Consider the following 15,300-nt stretch of genomic DNA (forward strand, 5'->3'; position numbering starts at 1 on the left):
CATGGCAGGACCCGTGCGCATCGCGATCTTGGCCAACGGCTCCCAGGCGCGCCGTGAGCTCGCCCAGGTGCAGGGCTCCCTCGGCCGGCTCCAGGCGTCCGCCGTCGGCGCCGCCAAGCTCGGAGTCGGCGCGCTCGCGCTCGGTGCGGGAGCTCTCGCCAAGAGCGCGATCGACGCCGAGCGGCAGTTCTCCACCTCGATGCGCCTCATCCAGGCCAACACCAGCGCGACGTCGGCGGAGATGGACAAGCTCAACAAGCTGGCCATCCAGCTCGGCGCCGACACCTCATTCTCGGCCAGCGAGGCCGCCGACGCCATGCTCGAGCTGGCCAAGGCCGGCATCGACACCAAGACGATCATGGGCGGCGGCCTGGCCGGCACCCTGCAGCTCGCGGCGGCCGGCGGCACCGACCTGGCGACCGCCTCGACGATCGCCAGCAACGCCCTGAACACCTTCCACCTCGCCGGCAAGGACATGGCCTCGATCGCCGCGGCCCTCGCCGGCGGCGCGAACGCCTCCACCGCGTCGGTCGAGTCCCTCGGCCTCGCGCTGCAGCAGGTCGGCCCGGGCGCGACCAACGCCGGGCTGTCCCTGCAGGAGACCGTCGCCGCGCTGGCCGCCTTCGACGCCGCCGGCATCAAGGGCTCCGACGCCGGCACCTCGCTCAAGACGATGCTCGCCCGGCTGGTGCCGACCTCGAAGCAGGCCGCCACCGCGATGGACCAGCTCGGCCTCGACTTCGTCAAGGGCAACGGCCAGTTCGAGTCCCTGGCCAACATCGCCGGCCAGCTCCAGGCCAAGCTCGGCGGACTGAGCCAGGCGCAGCGCACCCAGGCACTCACCACGATCTTCGGCTCCGACGCCTCACGAGCCGCCACCGTGCTCATGAACGAGGGCACCGTCGGCCTGCGCAAGTTCATCAAGGCCACCAAGGACCAGGACGCCGCGCAGGAGGCGGCTGCCGCCCGCATGAGCGGCACCGAGGGCGCGCTCGAGCGGCTGTCGGGCGCCGCGGAGACCGCCAAGCTGCGGCTCGGCCAGGAGCTCGCGCCGGCCGTGACCAAGGGCGCCGACCTCCTCGGCGACAAGCTCGTGCCTGCGATGGACCGCACCATCGACGTGGCGAAGGACATCGGCCGGGCACTCGGCCCTGCAGCCCGCGAGCTCGGCGAGGCGCTCGGCCACCTCGGCAGCCAGGGCGACGAGGCCGGGGCGATCTTCGAGGATGTGCTGCTCCCCGCGCTGGAGACCACCTCCGAGGTCGTCGGTGGGCTGGTCGACTTCATCGACGACCTGCCCGGCCCGATCAAGTCCGTCGGTCTCCAGGCCGGCATCGCCGCACTGGTCTTCCCCCGCTTCGCTGCCGGCGTCTCGACCGCCACCACCGCGATGTCCCTCAACATCGCGAAGCTGCAGCAGCTGCGCGCTGAGATGACCTACACCGCCACCCGGGCACAGGTCACCAGCGCGGCCATGACCCGCCTGTCCGGGGCAGCCAAGACCGCGGCCGGCGTCGGCGGCATGGTCGCGCTCACCCAAGGCGCGCAGGAGTCGAACCAGGCACTCAAGGACCTCTACTCGGTAGCCGGCGGCGCCCTCGCCGGATCTGCCTTCGGTCCGTGGGGCGCCGTGATCGGCGGTGTGGGCGGGGCCCTCGCCGCAGTGGCGGGCAGCAGCGACACCGCCAAGGACGCGGTCCGCGCCTCCTCGGAGGCCGCCCGGACGGCGATCGGCAACTGGGAGGACTACGCCTCCACCCTCGACCAGGTCACCGGCTCGATCACGCGACAGACGCGCGTCGAGGCAGCGCAGCGACTGCAGAAGACCGAGGCGTTCGACCTTGCCCGCAAGCTGGGCATCTCGACTCGCGACCTCGTCAACGCATCGCTCGGCCAGGAGAAGGCCTCAGCCCGCGTGCAGGCCGCGCTCGAGGCCGAGATGTACACCACCTCGACCTACGTCGACCAGCTCGGGAACTGGCACACGACCTCCGCAGCGCTGAACACCGACGCCGCCAAGCTCTCCAGCCTCCTCGGCATCCAGTCCGCGGAAGTCGCTACGGCAACGGCCAAGACGCAGGAGCAGGCGATCGCGACGGGTGAGCTGCGCGCTCAGCTCGAAGGTGTCAGCAGCCGCAGCCAGATCGTCACCCGGATCGAGTCACGAGGCTGGCCCAAGGCTGAGGCGGACGTCTACAGCCTGCTCCGCGGTATCGACCTCACGCCCGAGCAGATCAAGACCACGATCAAGGCGCTGGGGGTCGGCGGCGCGATCGGGGACGTCGACCGTTTCGCGGCTCGTCTGCGCAAGGTCGACAACGTCAAGGTCAACCTCAAGGGCTGGGTGTCGGGGATCCAGACCGCGATCAACGAGGGCGCCAGCATCAGCGACCGCGAGAAGAAGCTGATCGTCAAGAAGCTCAACGCGATCGCCGAGGCGCGGCCCGACCTGGCGCCCTACGTGCGGTCCGTGAAGAAGTCGGTGAACAACGCCAAGACCGAGGCCAGCGCGTCGACCAGGGTCGGCGAGCAGCTGAAGCAGGGGCTGCTCAATGGCATGGCCGGCACGGGCCCAGCGCTCTCCGCGATCATGTCCTCCGCAGTGCGGCATGCGATCGACGCCGCCAAGGCCGAAGCGAAGACCCACTCGCCCTCGCGGGAGACGATGTGGGTCGGCCGGATGCTCGGCGAGGGTCTCGCGGTCGGCATGGACTCCACTGCTGCCGTCGTAGCGCGTGGCGGCGTGAAGATCAGCAAGAGCGCCATCGCGGGCCTGCTCGTCGGCGTCACGGAGGGCTCAGCGGGCGTCGACGAGGCCTTGGAGAAGATCACCAAGCTGATCGAGAGGCGCGTCAAGGGCAAGGGACAGGAGAAGCGCGAGAAGAAGATCCTCAAGGGACTCAAGGACCAGTTCGACCAGCTGAAGGCCAACGGCAAGGCCCAGGACGACCTGATCTCGGGGGACTACCTGAAGTACCTCAACCAGGCCAGCGCGCTCTACCAGGGCATGACGGCGGCTGGCGTAAGGAACCTCGAGGAGGCGCAGGATCACCTCGCGGACCTGAAGCGGCAGGCCAAGGACTACGCCGACACGATCAGCAACACGATCAAGGCGACTGGAGACATCACCCAGCTGGGGCGGGTTGAGGCGCTCACCGAGAAGCAGCTGGACGAGCTCAAGAAGACGTTCGCCAACCAGCCTGAGACGCTCGCTCGCATCCTGGCCAGCGAGGGCTCGGGGGTCTCGCTGGACCTGCTGCTCAACCAGCTCGGGAACGCGGCCAACGACGCCGACCAGTTCGCGTACCTCACCGAGAAGCTCGCGAAGATGGGGCTCAAGCAGACGGCGATCGACCAGATCCTCGCCGCCGGCCCTGCAGCCGCGTTGGCTACCGCCGAGGCCATCGACGTCGGCGGTGAGAGTGCCGTCAAGCAGATCAACGAGCTCCAGGACCGACTCGACGCGACCGGTACGCGTCTGGGAAAGCAGATGTCCGACCGGTACTACCAGACCGGTGTCGATGCGGCGCAAGGCCTTGTGCGGGGCATGGAGTCCGAGATGGCGCACTTGGAGGCCGTGGCTATGCAGATGGCCGATGCCCTCGCGATCGCGGCACGCGCGGCGCTCCAGATCAAGTCCCCCAGCCGGGTCTTCATGGGGATCGGCGATGACGTCATGCAGGGCCTGAACATCGGCATCGACGACACCGTGGCGTCTCGTGCCGGCGCGCGTGCCGCGCTCAGCCTGACCGAGGGCTTCGGCAACCCCGCGCTCGACGCCACGGCGACGTGGACTGCGATGTCCAAGGCTGAGCGGTCGAGGGAGATCAAGGTGCGGTTCACTGCGGATCAGGTGTCGATTCTGCAGCAAGGGCGCGAGATCCAGATGAAGCTGGACTACGCCCGGTCCAACGGCGTCACCGGGACGACGTTCTGATGCAGATCCCCGTCACCGTGATGAGCCTCGGAGAGCTGCGCGACACGTGCCGGCGCGTCGCTCCCGACACATGCGGCTGCGGCGTGCCGCGAACCCTGCCGAACGTAGCGAACTGGCCGCAGCAGACTGCGCTCGTCGGGATCGCCCATGAAGCCTCGTGCGTGTCGGCCGGGGCGTTCGACGCGCAGATCCTCGTGCTGCTGGCGCCTTCAGGAGAGCCAAGCAATGGACCGTCCACCTGGCTCTCCTGAAGGCCGCGCTGCGGTCAGCTTCCGTCGCGGTGCAGCACAAGCATGGCGCCGGTCTTCCCGTCAGGCTCACCGTTCGCGTCCCACCGTCGGATGTCGGGTACGACGCTCAGCAGGCGCCATCCCTGCTGTTCCATCGAGTTGAGATAGTCCTCGACGATCGCCGGGGCCGGCGTGTCGCCAGGCACGTCGGCACTGTTCAGGAAGCTGTCGAGCTCGAGCACTCGGTAAGGCATCGGTGTAGGTCCCTTCGGTCAGAGGCGGTGCGGGTCGCGCCGAACGTACGCCGCGGCTCCGACGGAATCGCCAGGTCAGCGCCCCAGGGGCGCCATCCCGCGGTCCTCGCGGATCTGGTCCTCGAGCTCGTCGACGGTGTACGGACCCGTCGGGGTCCAGGCGGCCTCGGCCTGCTCCCGCGCGGTCATCTGGGCACAGGTGGCGAGGGTGTTGGCGAAGGCCTTGGCGGCCCGCGTGATCGCCTGGGCGTGGGTACGTTGCTGGCCCTCGTCGAACAAGACCTCGATCTCGGTCGGCTCGATGCCCAGTCGAGCAGCTACAGCCTCGGCGACCGCCGGCTCCACTTCGACGGCGCGTCCGACGGCGAGCTGCAGTACCGGTTCCAGCACAGTGACCTCGTATCTAGCGGCCGTCGGACGGACTCGAGCACGGACCTTCACGCACCGATCTCCTCGTCGTCGAGCTCGGATTCCGCGGCGGTGCTACGGACCCATTCGACGAAGGTGTCGCAGGTCCAGACGGCGATCCCGAGCCCTTCACATGCAGATCGGAGCGAGATCTTGAGCGGCAGCCGGTCGACCACGTCGTCGGTTGCGACGGCCACGTCGTAGCCCCGCCCGATCAGTTCCCAGGCCATCGCCGCGACGTACGGGTCTGCAGGCTCACGGTCGGGGTCGGCGTTGGCATCGACGACCTGTTCGATGAAGGGCAGGATCTCGGCTAGCGTTTCGTCGATCGGGTCCGCGTGCTGTCGCTCCCGATAGGCGCGGGCGCACCACGGCCCTGGCATGTCGGGATGACGCTCGGCGGCGAGCTCCCGCTTCACCTGGCTCGGAAACGCCAACCTGCCTTGGCGGACCAGCGTGAGCATCTGGTCGTAGACGTCCCACTGCTGATCCGCTGGAACCCGCTTCTTGATCTCGATGATCGTGCTCGAGTCGACGACGATCACTAGCTCGATGACACCGTCAGCGTCACTGATGTCGGCGAGCTCGAGGTCGTTCGTGCGGTCGTCCTCCGCCGATTCGCCCTCAGAGGGCGGGTACACCTGGGACCTCGTCAGCCATGGCCCTGGCGTCATCGACGGTGAGTCGCAGCACCGACAGGGCATCGTCGGGTGGCAGTGAGTTGAAGACCCGCGTGACGGTGTTCTCGCCATACTGCCGCAGTCGCATGCGGTGTCTTGGGGGGTTTCTGGGCGTGCGGGTGCTGGCGCCGCTCTTGACCTGGAACACCTTCAGCACCGCGGGGTACAGGCCTGCGTCGGCGAATCCCAGGTCGGCGAGGCGCGCGGCCGCGGCCCGGGCGCTGACCCGGAACGTCGTCATCATTGTCTTGACCGTGGCGAGCGTGGCGCCACCACGGTCGACGCGCAGGTCGCGCATCAGCGAGCGGACGGACGGGGCAGGCATCAGGAAGGCGGCTGCGAACCGCTCGCACCACGTCTCGGTGCGCGTGTCCACGCTGAGCGCCGTGCCCGGCGGCTCGATGCACGCCGTCGCTTCACGGAGGAGCAGATGCGCGAGTTCGTGGCCGATCGTGTAGATCCGCGCCGCTGGGGTGACGCCGGAGCTGTTGATTACGATCATGGGAGCGCGCTCGTCCCAGCCTGCGAAGCCCCTCACCGAGTCCTTTCCCAACTGGAGCTCGAAGACAAGCACGCCTACCGCCTCAAGCGCTGCCTTCCACCAGCGCAAGGCCTCGTAGTCGTCCCTCCACGTCGCCGAGGTTGGGATTCCGACCCACTCGCGCGCTCGGGCTGCGGCCACGGATGGCCGTTCGTCGACGGCGGCGCGCGGCACGTTCGGTGAGGAGTCGACCGTGGCTGCGATGGCCAGCTGCACACGCTTGGCGCGGCGTGCTTCTTTCAGCACCTCCGGCGCCACCGTCAGGTGCCCTGACCCAGGTGGGTGCCTGAAGGCATCGGGGACCGCTCCGTTAGAAGGCGGCGCCGGCAGGAAGAAGAAGGCGCGCGGTCGCGACAGCAGGCGGGCCAGATCCGAGACCTGGCCCGTGGTGGGACGGGCATCGCCGCTCAGCCACCGATCGAACTCTGCTCGGTCAACCCCCATCGCCGATGCGACAGCGCTCGACGACCGGCCGTCCTGGTGGAGGCCCCATTCGAGCACAGAGGGGGTGATCGGCGAGGTCTTGGCGACCATCCGTTCTCACCTCCGAGTGGGGGTCAGGCCGTCGCTGCGGCGTCGTACGAAGCCGAGCGTAGCCCTCGACTGCTGCCTGCCGTGGAGACTTCGGCTCAGATGAGGCCCCGTCCTACTCGGTCTTGTGCCGTGGGCCGGTCTTGGACGCTACAACGGCTTGGGGTCGGGGCTCGACGGTCGCGAGGATCCGAGCCGCCCGCTCGATCTGCTTCCTCGCTGAGCGGGGGAGCGAAGGGCCGGCGTCATCGCGCCAGATCCTCGATCGGACCACCGAGGATCTGACGCAGCTGCTCGAGCTGCTCCGGCGCGAAGGCGACGCCGGCCAGGACGAGACCCGTCGCGGTGCTCACGACGCGCGCCGCGTCTTCCGCGCGATGTACTCCTCGAGCTCGCTCGTCAGCACCCGGGTCTTCGGCCGACCCGCGATGCCGATGTCGACGGCGCTCAGCTCGCCGGCGGCGATGAGGTTGTAGACGTGGCCCCGCGAGCAGTCGAGAACCTTGGCGGCCTCGGTGACGCTCAGCAGCTGGCTCACTCCGACGCCTCGAAGTGTGCGTCGATCCAGGCGGCAACGTCGGCCTCGCGGTACGCCACTCGTCGGCCGACCCGAGCGGCCGGCGGCCCGTCACCGTTCTTCCGCCAGTAGCGGAGAGTGCCAACCGGGACGCCGGTCCGCTCGGCGATCTCGTCCATGCGCAGCAGGCGGCTGATCGTCATGGACGCAGGGTGCTACTGACCCCCGACGGAATCCTCGGAGCTTTCGTCGATCGGGCCGCCGAGGATCCGACGCAGCTGCTCGAGTTGCTCGGGGGAGAAGTCGGGCGCGGGTTCGACCAGGCGCGCGAAGTAGTCGGCGTCGAGGATCATGCCAACGCCTCCATCCACGAGCTGAGCTCGAGCAAGTCGGCCACCTCCTCGGCCTGGTTCGCCGCTGCGAGCAGGTCGTCGGCGTCGAGCTGGTAGGCGAGGCCCTTCCAAGCGATGCGCTTCCCCGTGCGCTGGCTCACCTGGTGTGTGAACTCCCGACCGCGCGTCCAGTGCCCCGGGGCACGCCCGAACCGCCGGACGACCCGCAGGCTGTAGGTGATCGCGGTCGCGAGGTCGACTGGCCCTGCGTCGCAGCAGACGCGGACCTCCCAGCGGCGCTCGTCCTTGTAGAAGATCAGCGAGCCGACGTTCCGGAACACGCCGAGCGCTGAGCCGGGCTCAGGCAGCGCGTCGAAGACGTGACAGGTCTTCCTGTCGTAGTGCGAGACCGTGAGGCCAGCCACGCGAGCCTCGACGTAGAGCCGCGGGACGTCGCCCTCATACCGCGGGATGATGGAATCCCAGGCCACGCCGGACGATCGGCGCTTCGACGGGCCCTGGGCAGGGGATGATGCAGTCATGGTTCTGGTGCTCCTTCACAGCACTGGTTCCTAGCCCCCGGGCTGGTGCTCCAACACCGCCCCGGGGGCGCCTGTTTCACTTATGGATATTCGGGCGCACAGCGGTAACGTCCGCAGACGTGAACAGGCATGATCGAACAGCGCTTGTCCGGTGCCTACTCTCCAAGTTCCTGAAGTAGGTCACTCATATTGCGGTTTGGGACCAAACCGCGTCATTTCGGGGCCAGGACGTGCGGCTTGTGACCAATCGATGGGGTGTGAGATGAGCTCGACCCTCATCGTCGACGGCGCGAACGTCGTCGGCGCGCGCCCGGACGGCTGGTGGAAGGACCGCGCGGGAGCGGCGGCGCGGCTGCACGAGCAGCTCCTCGTCGCCGACATCGAGTACGACGTCGTCGTGCTCGTGCTCGAGGGGCAGGCCAAGGGCGGCGTGCGCGCCGGCAGGGACGCCCACGTGCGGACGGTCCACGCGCCGAAGGACGGCGACGCGACGATCGTCGCCGAGGCCCGCAAGGCCGCCGAGAAGGGCGGCCGGGTCGTGGTGGTCACCGCTGACCGGGCTCTGGACGCCCGCGTCCACGGTGCCGGCGCGACCACGCTGTCACCGACCTGGCTGCTCTCCGCACTGGGGCGATAACGTCGGCCGCGTGAGTGCGCTGCGGTTCTCCGGCCCTGTCCTTCCCGACGGCGAGACGCGGGAGGTCTACGTCGTCGACGGCCGGATCACCTACGAGCGCCCGGCCGGGCTGGCGGGGGCCGAGACCGCCGCCGAGGGCTGGATCGTCCCCGGCCTGGTCGACGCCCACAACCACCTCGGCCTCGAGGACGGGGGAGCGGTCGACGACGCGGAGATCGAGCGGACCGCCATCGCGGACCGCGACAACGGCGTGCTGCTCACCCGCGACTGCGGCTCCCCGGCCGACACCCGCTGGGTCCACGAGCGCGAGGACCTGCCCCGCCTGATCCGCTGCGGGCGCCACGTCGCCCGCACCCGCCGCTACCTGCGCGGCTACGGGGTCGAGGTCGAGCCCGACAGCCTGGTCGACACCGTCGCCGAGCAGGCCCTCGACGGCGACGGCTGGGTCAAGCTCGTCGGTGACTGGATCTCCCGCGAGGAGGGCGACCTGACGCCGTCCTTCCCGGCCGACGCGGTGACCGCCGCGATCGAGGTCGCCCACGCCCAGGGGGCCAAGGTGACCGCACACTGCTTCGGCGAGGACTCGATCAGCCCGCTCCTCGACGCCGGCATCGACTGCATCGAGCACGGCACCGGCCTCACCGCTGCCCACCTCGAGCAGATGGTCGCCGGTGGCGTCGCCCTGGTCCCGACCGTGCTGCAGACCGCCAAGTTCCCGGAGTTCATCTCGGCCGCACGCGACAAGTTCCCGACGTACAGCGCCACGATGGAGACCCTCCTCGCCCGCCGCCGGGCGGTCCTGATGGATGCGTACGACGCCGGCGTGGCCCTCTACGTCGGTAGTGACGGCGGCGGCTCGGCGCGCCACGGCGTCCTGCACGAGGAGATCCTCGCCATGGCGGCGATGGGCCTGCCCAACGACTACGTCCTGGGCGCCGCCTCGTGGCGCGGCCGGGCCTGGCTCGGCTGGAACCCGGGCCTCGACGAGGGCGACCCGGCCGACTTCGCGGTCTACCCGCGCAACCCGGTCGAGGACCTGTCAGTGCTCACCGAGCCGTCGCGCGTGGTGCTGCGCGGCAAGGTCGTCGCCTGACGCCAGCCCGTTCTGGCCACCAGAAAGGCATGGGCGCGGCACCGGGCCGCTCGCGAGACTCCGTCGCATGTGTGATGTCGTCTCCGCCGCGCTCCGCTCCGGCGTCTCCCGTCGTTCCGCCCTCACCGCAGCCCTCGGTGGCGCCGCGGTCGTCGCCGCCCCCGGCCGTGCCCAGGCCGCGCCGCGGGGCGGGTCACGGACGAAGGGCGCCGACGCCCGGACCCGGCTGGTGCTGCTCGGCACCGCCGGCGGCCCGCCCTGGTACGACGGCTCGTCCAGGGCCGGCATCGCCTCCGCCCTGGTCGTCGGCGACCGCTACTACCTCGTCGACGCCGGCCACGGTGTCGGTCCGCAGATCCAGGCGGCGGGAACCGCGGGGCTGTTCCGCCGCTGTTCGGCCCGCCGCCGGTGCCGGCGGTGAGCGTCCCCGACAACCCGACGCCGGGAACCGCGGAGATGGTCGACCTGCTCGTGCGGGCCTTCGCCACGGACGTGAACGACCGTGTCTTCGACAACCGGCGCCCCACCCCCGACCAGCTCTACTCCGGTCACGACGTCCCGATCCCGGCCCAGTACCTCGGTGATCCCAACGGCGACCCGCACCCTCGGATGAGCCCGGTCCCCTTCTACGAGGACGACCGGGTCCGGGTCTCGGCGACCCTGGTCCAGCACGCGCCGGTCTTCCCAGCCCTGGCCTTCCGGTTCGACACCGAGGACGGCTCGGTCGTCTTCTCCGGCGACACCGGGCCGAGCGAGAACCTGGTCGAGCTCGCCACGGGCGCCGACATCCTCGTGCACGAGGTGATCGACCGCGAGTGGGCCGAGCAGGTCCTGTTCCCGGAGCTGAGGACCCCGCAGCAGCAGGCCGTCGTCCAGCACCTGCTCGGCGCGCACACGCTCGTCGACCAGGTGGGACCGATCGCGGACGCGGCCGGCGTGCCCACGCTCGTGCTCTCGCATCTCGTGCCCGGCAACTGGCCCGAGCGCAAGTGGCGCCGCGCGCAGCGCTGGTACTCCGGCGAGCTGGTCGTCGGGCAGGATCTCGACGTGCTGCCGGTGGGTGCCCGCCAGAAGGGCTGACCCGAGGTCGTCGTATCAGGCGGGCCACCTGCCGGCTCCTAGGGAGGAGCGACCACCCGGTCGCGCCCCCTCTCGAAGGAGCCCACCATGCACCGCTACCCCGAGCACCTCACGCACCCCTCCGGTGTGGAGCTCACCCCCCTGCCCGACCGCGTGCTGCTCTCACCCCGCGCCGGTGGTCCCGCCGCCGCGGGCCGGACCGACGTCCTCGACGCCCTCGGCCTGGTCCGCGACGGCGCCGCAGGTCCGGCGGCCGCCGACGACGCGACCAAGCAGCCCGCCAACGAGGGCCCGGACTTCGTCTTCGCCCGCACTGCCGACGGGTCCGAGGTCGACGGCGACGCGGTCGCCGCGGCCACCGCAAGTGGCAGCGTCGCCTGGTCGTCGCCGGTCTACACGGCCGACTTCGGTGCCGGCGCCGAGGAGCTCGCGCCCGCCGCCGACGCGGTGGTGCTGCTGCACGCCGACGTCGCCGACCCGGAGGACCTCGCGAGGGTCACCGCGCTCGGGCTGCAGCGCGACGAGGTGCGCTCGGCGCTGCTCGGCGACCACGACTACTTCGCCGTGACCGACCCGGCCGCCAGCCCGGCGTACGACCTCCCTGAGCGGATCGCCGAGGCGCTGGGGCGCGCGGTCGAGGTCCGCCTGGAGTGGGTGCCCGCGCGGGTGCCGGTCGCGCACAACCCCAACGACCCGATGTACCCCAGCCAGTGGAACCTGCGCCAGATCCGCGCCGGCGGGCCCGGCACCACCGGGTGGGACCTCACCACGGGCTCGTCGGCGGTGACCGTGGCGATCCTCGACGAGGGCGTCGAGCTCGGCCACCCGGACCTCGTCGGCGGGTTCCTGCACAACGGCATCAACCTCGGCACCATGTCCGGCACCGGCGCCCCGACCGGCAACCACGGCACGGCCTGCGCCGGGATCGTCGGCGCCCGGATCGGCAACGGGGTCGGCGTCGCCGGACTCGCGGGCGGCTGCCGCCTGCTGCCGATCGCGTTCTCGCGGTGGACCGACACCGAGGTCGCGGCCGGCCTGCGCTACGCCCGGATGCAGGGCGCGCAGGTGGTGTCGATGAGCTTCGGCTGGAACGCGTGGAGCCACGCGATCATCGACCCGGCGATCCAGGAGGCGTTCAACGCCGACATGGTGCTCTGCGTCGCCACCCACAACCAGAACACAGCCAACGGCATCACCTACCCCGCGACCAACCCCCTCGTGATCGCGGTCGGTGCCAGTGACCAGGTCGACGGCCGCAAGTCGCCGGCCAGCCCCGACGGCGAGCCGTGGGGCTCCAACTACGGACCGCAGATGTCCGTCGTCGCCCCCGGAGTCCGGATCCCGACGACCGACCGGCTCGGTGCCAACGGCTACACAGCCACCGACTACACGGGCACCTTCAACGGCACCTCCGCCGCCACGCCGCACGTGGCCGCGCTCGCCGCCCTGATCCGGTCGCGGAACTCCACGCTCAGCAACGTGCGGGTCCGCCGGATCATCGAGACCACGGCCGACAAGACCGGCACCGTGCCCTACGCCAATGTCTCGGGCCACCCGAACGGCACCTGGAACGACCAGATGGGCTACGGACGGATCAACGTGTACGACGCCCTGGTGGCGGCCGGCCGGATCGTGAAGAGGTTCCACTTCGAGGACGACCTCGTCAAGCACCTGCGCGACGACGTGCTCGAGAAGAGGTTCAAGGAGATCCGCGAGATCGACATCTACAAGCGCGCGGGCCGCGAGGTCGACCACCTCGACCCCGGGGACCTGGTCGTCAACCCGCTCATCGACGAGCGGGAGGGCCTCGAGGAGGTCATCCGGCGCCTCGACCGGATCGAGCGCGTGGTCGGCAGCCTCGGCGCGCCGTTCGTCCGGTCCGAGGACCGGCCCGACGTGAACGGCGAGGTCGTCGAGGCCGCACTCAACGGCGCCCACGCCGACGGGGCGTCGTGATCCTGGTCCTCGCCTCCGAGCGGGACCCCGGGGCCGCGGCCCTGGTCGCGGGGTGGGCCGGCGCACGCCTGCTCACCCCGGCGGACCTGTCGCTGCCCGGCTGGTCACTCGCGGCCGGCCCGTCCTGCGGGACCGGGCCGGCCGTGGGCCGGGGGATCGCGGACGGCGAGCCGTTCACCGACGACCGGGTGCGCTGCGTGGTCTCCCTGCTCGCCGGGGTCGAGGCCGGAGACCTGACCTGGATCGCCGAGGAGCACCGGACCTACGTCGCCGGCGAGATGACCGCCTTCCTCGGGCACTGGCTGGACACGCTCGGTGCGCGCTGCCTGGTCGCGCCCTCGCACGCCGGCCTCGCCGGACCGTGCCTGCCGACGTCCGAGTGGGGAAGGTCGGCGGGCCTGCCGGTGACCCGAGGCGACGAGCCGGTCGCGCCCGTCGTCGTCACCGTCGTGGCCGGCGAGGTGTTCCGGGTCGCGGGCGACGGCCCCGCCCCCAGCGGTGAGGTACGACGCCGCCTGGCCCGGATGGCGACGACCCGCGCGGTCCCGCTGCTGAGCGCGGTCCTCGACCTCGGTGGCGGCGCGGCGCTCCCGTGGCTGCACGCGGTGCTGCCGGCACCGCTGGCGCGCACCGTGCCGGTCCGCGCGGCGATCCGCGCCGAGGTCGGTCGGGTGCTCGGGGCGGAGGCGGTGTCGTGATCGTGCTGCACGGGTTGCGCACCGACAGCCCGCTGGACGACGTCCGCCGGATGCTGGCGGACCGCGGGACGCCGTACGTGTTCGTCGACCAGGCAGCCTGCGCCGACGTCGCGGTCGAGCGCACCGAGGACGGGCTGGTGCTGGTGGTGGCCGGGCGCGAGGTCCGGGTCGAGGAGGTGCGGGGGATCTACCTGCGGCCCTACGACCTCGGCGACGCCGTCGACCCGGCCGAGCGCGCCCGGCTCACCCGGCTCGCGGTCCACCTGCGCGAGTGGGCCGAGTGCGCACCGGCGTCCGTGCGGGTGGTCAACCGGCCCTCCGCGGGACTCAGCAACCACTCGAAGCCACGGCAGTCGCGGGTCATCGCCGCGGCGGGCTTCGCCGTACCCGAGACGTTGCTGACCACCGACCCGGCGGACGCCGCCGCCTTCGTCGCCGACCACGGCCGGGCGATCGTGAAGTCGGTCAGCGGCACCCGCAGCATCGTGCGCACCCTCGGACCCGGCGACGACCTCTCGGCGGTGCGCTGGTGCCCGACCCAGCTGCAGCGGTTCGTGCCCGGCGCGGAGCACCGCGTGCACGCCGTGGGGCAGCGGCTGTTCGCCAGCCGGGTCCGCACCGAGGCCGTGGACTACCGGTACGGCGGCTTCGGCCTCGAGCCCGCCGACCTGCCGGACGCCGTCGCCGAGCGCTGCCGCGCCCTGACCGCCGCGCTGGGGCTCGAGCTCGCCGGGATCGACCTGCGCTTCGGCGAGGACGGGCGTTGGTACTGCTGGGAGGTGAACACCTCGCCGGCCTACAGCTGCTTCGACACCGCCGACCGGGCCATCGCGACCGCCCTTGCCGAGCACCTTGCGGGCGACCCCACCCTGGGGTGAGGCTGGATTCGTCCGGCAGGTCGGGCGTCTGGCAGACTGTCCGACTGAGTTCTGCGACGTCCGGTCCCTCTCAACCGGAGGTGGCAGAACCCGTCCGAGCCCGGGCACCGGTGTCCCCACCTGGTCGTCCCTGGCTCACCCACCACCAGTTCTCAAGGAGACACCACAAACGTGGCCGTCAAGATTCGTCTGAAGCGCCTGGGCAAGGTCCGGGTCCCGCAGTACCGCATCGTCATCGTCGACTCGCGCAAGAAGCGCGACGGCGCGGTGATCGAGGAGATCGGCAAGTACCACCCCAAGGAGGACCCGTCGTACATCGACGTCGTCTCCGAGCGGGCGCAGTACTGGCTCGGCGTCGGCGCGCAGCCGTCCGAGGCCGTCGCCCGGATCCTCGAGATCACCGGTGACTGGCAGAAGTTCAAGGGCATCGACGGCGCCGAGGGCACCCTCAAGGTCAAGGAGCCCAAGCGCGACAAGCTCGAGATCTTCAACGAGGCCCTCAAGGAGGCCGCCAGCGAGCCCAAGGCTTCGGCGACCACCGCCAAGAAGAAGGCCGAGAAGAAGGCTGACAAGGTCGAGGACAAGGTCGAGGACAAGGTCGAGGACAAGGTCGAGGAGGCGCCCGCCGAGGCGGCTGCCGAGGAGACCACCGACGCCCCGGCCGAGACCCCCGAGGCCTGAGCCGATGCTGGCTGACGCGCTGGAGCACCTCGTCCGCGGAGTGGTCGACCACCCCGACGACGTGGTCGTGCGCGACAAGCAGCTGCGCCGTGGCGCCGTGCTCGAGGTCCGGGTCCACCCCGACGACCTCGGCAAGGTGATCGGTCGCAGCGGTCGCACCGCGACCGCGTTCCGCACGGTGATCTCCGCGATCGCCGGCAACAGCAGCACCCGGATCGACTTCGTCGACACCGACCGCCGCTGACCGTCTCATCCGAGCAGCCCCGCACCGATGTGCGGGGCTGCTCGCATTTCCGGGACAATGG

At 70.8% G+C, this 15,300-nt stretch carries 19 protein-coding genes; 11 read left to right on the forward strand and 8 right to left on the reverse strand.

The features are described 5' to 3' along the window. Position 1: 1 nt before the first annotated feature. Positions 2-3,937: a phage tail tape measure protein gene (locus QI633_RS08170; RefSeq protein WP_282428636.1), complete on the forward strand. Its 3,936-nt coding sequence runs from the start codon at positions 2-4 to the stop codon at positions 3,935-3,937. After that, positions 3,937-4,188, forward strand: coding sequence for a hypothetical protein (locus QI633_RS08175; protein WP_282428637.1), 252 nt, complete (start codon positions 3,937-3,939; stop codon positions 4,186-4,188). The genes QI633_RS08170 and QI633_RS08175 overlap by 1 nt, the downstream gene beginning before the upstream one ends. A gap of 14 nt (positions 4,189-4,202) precedes the next feature. Here the strand turns inward: QI633_RS08175 and QI633_RS08180 are convergent, their stop codons facing one another. From QI633_RS08180 to QI633_RS08215, 8 genes are all read right to left on the reverse strand, one after another. After that, a complete protein-coding gene (locus QI633_RS08180) occupies positions 4,203-4,409 on the reverse strand; it encodes a hypothetical protein (RefSeq protein WP_282428638.1) in 207 nt (68 codons plus the stop codon). An 87-nt stretch (positions 4,410-4,496) separates the two neighbouring features. After that, positions 4,497-4,811 carry a hypothetical protein gene (locus QI633_RS08185; protein ID WP_282428639.1) on the reverse strand — a complete coding sequence of 105 codons (315 nt, stop codon included), beginning with the start codon at positions 4,809-4,811 and terminating at the stop codon, positions 4,497-4,499. A gap of 47 nt (positions 4,812-4,858) precedes the next feature. Continuing rightward, complete coding sequence (locus tag QI633_RS08190; RefSeq protein ID WP_282428640.1) at positions 4,859-5,470, reverse strand: hypothetical protein; 612 nt, start codon at positions 5,468-5,470, stop codon at positions 4,859-4,861. Then, entirely contained in the window at positions 5,454-6,584 is a 1,131-nt protein-coding gene (locus QI633_RS08195; RefSeq protein WP_282428641.1) for an ImmA/IrrE family metallo-endopeptidase, read from the reverse strand. The genes QI633_RS08190 and QI633_RS08195 overlap by 17 nt, the downstream gene beginning before the upstream one ends. Before the next feature lie 346 nt (positions 6,585-6,930). Further along, positions 6,931-7,119 carry a helix-turn-helix domain-containing protein gene (locus tag QI633_RS08200; RefSeq protein ID WP_282428642.1) on the reverse strand — a complete coding sequence of 63 codons (189 nt, stop codon included), beginning with the start codon at positions 7,117-7,119 and terminating at the stop codon, positions 6,931-6,933. Next, the gene (locus QI633_RS08205; RefSeq protein ID WP_282428643.1) at positions 7,116-7,301 is read right to left on the reverse strand and encodes a helix-turn-helix domain-containing protein; all 186 of its coding nucleotides are present in this window, start codon (positions 7,299-7,301) and stop codon (positions 7,116-7,118) included. Before QI633_RS08205 ends, QI633_RS08200 begins: the two co-directional genes overlap by 4 nt. Before the next feature lie 12 nt (positions 7,302-7,313). Continuing rightward, on the reverse strand, positions 7,314-7,451 hold the full coding sequence (locus tag QI633_RS08210; RefSeq protein WP_282428644.1) for a hypothetical protein: 138 nt from the start codon (positions 7,449-7,451) through the stop codon (positions 7,314-7,316). Beyond that, positions 7,448-7,972 carry a hypothetical protein gene (locus tag QI633_RS08215; RefSeq protein WP_282428645.1) on the reverse strand — a complete coding sequence of 175 codons (525 nt, stop codon included), beginning with the start codon at positions 7,970-7,972 and terminating at the stop codon, positions 7,448-7,450. The genes QI633_RS08210 and QI633_RS08215 overlap by 4 nt, the downstream gene beginning before the upstream one ends. 262 nt (positions 7,973-8,234) lie before the next feature. On the opposite strand from QI633_RS08215, the gene QI633_RS08220 reads away from it, so the two are divergent. The 9 genes from QI633_RS08220 to QI633_RS08260 all read left to right on the forward strand — a co-directional run bounded on the left by QI633_RS08220 (position 8,235) and on the right by QI633_RS08260 (position 15,239). Then, complete coding sequence (locus QI633_RS08220) at positions 8,235-8,609, forward strand: NYN domain-containing protein (protein WP_141799609.1); 375 nt, start codon at positions 8,235-8,237, stop codon at positions 8,607-8,609. A 10-nt stretch (positions 8,610-8,619) separates the two neighbouring features. After that, the gene (locus QI633_RS08225) at positions 8,620-9,702 is read left to right on the forward strand and encodes an amidohydrolase family protein (protein ID WP_282428646.1); all 1,083 of its coding nucleotides are present in this window, start codon (positions 8,620-8,622) and stop codon (positions 9,700-9,702) included. Positions 9,703-9,769: 67 nt separating this feature from the next. Beyond that, entirely contained in the window at positions 9,770-10,123 is a 354-nt protein-coding gene (locus QI633_RS08230; RefSeq protein WP_282428647.1) for a hypothetical protein, read from the forward strand. Beyond that, complete coding sequence (locus tag QI633_RS08235) at positions 10,120-10,782, forward strand: hypothetical protein (RefSeq protein WP_282428648.1); 663 nt, start codon at positions 10,120-10,122, stop codon at positions 10,780-10,782. The genes QI633_RS08230 and QI633_RS08235 overlap by 4 nt, the downstream gene beginning before the upstream one ends. An 87-nt stretch (positions 10,783-10,869) precedes the next feature. After that, on the forward strand, positions 10,870-12,738 hold the full coding sequence (locus QI633_RS08240) for a S8 family serine peptidase (protein ID WP_141799607.1): 1,869 nt from the start codon (positions 10,870-10,872) through the stop codon (positions 12,736-12,738). Further along, the gene (locus tag QI633_RS08245; RefSeq protein ID WP_282428649.1) at positions 12,735-13,436 is read left to right on the forward strand and encodes a hypothetical protein; all 702 of its coding nucleotides are present in this window, start codon (positions 12,735-12,737) and stop codon (positions 13,434-13,436) included. The genes QI633_RS08240 and QI633_RS08245 overlap by 4 nt, the downstream gene beginning before the upstream one ends. Then, positions 13,433-14,314, forward strand: coding sequence for a hypothetical protein (locus QI633_RS08250; protein ID WP_282428650.1), 882 nt, complete (start codon positions 13,433-13,435; stop codon positions 14,312-14,314). Before QI633_RS08245 ends, QI633_RS08250 begins: the two co-directional genes overlap by 4 nt. Before the next feature lie 171 nt (positions 14,315-14,485). Next, entirely contained in the window at positions 14,486-14,995 is a 510-nt protein-coding gene (gene rpsP, locus QI633_RS08255; protein WP_282428651.1) for a 30S ribosomal protein S16, read from the forward strand. Positions 14,996-14,999: 4 nt separating this feature from the next. Beyond that, positions 15,000-15,239 carry an RNA-binding protein gene (locus tag QI633_RS08260; protein WP_141799604.1) on the forward strand — a complete coding sequence of 80 codons (240 nt, stop codon included), beginning with the start codon at positions 15,000-15,002 and terminating at the stop codon, positions 15,237-15,239. The last annotated feature ends 61 nt before the right edge of the window (positions 15,240-15,300 follow it).

It is taken from the genome of Nocardioides sp. QY071 (assembly GCF_029961765.1).
GTDB lineage: Bacteria > Actinomycetota > Actinomycetes > Propionibacteriales > Nocardioidaceae > Nocardioides.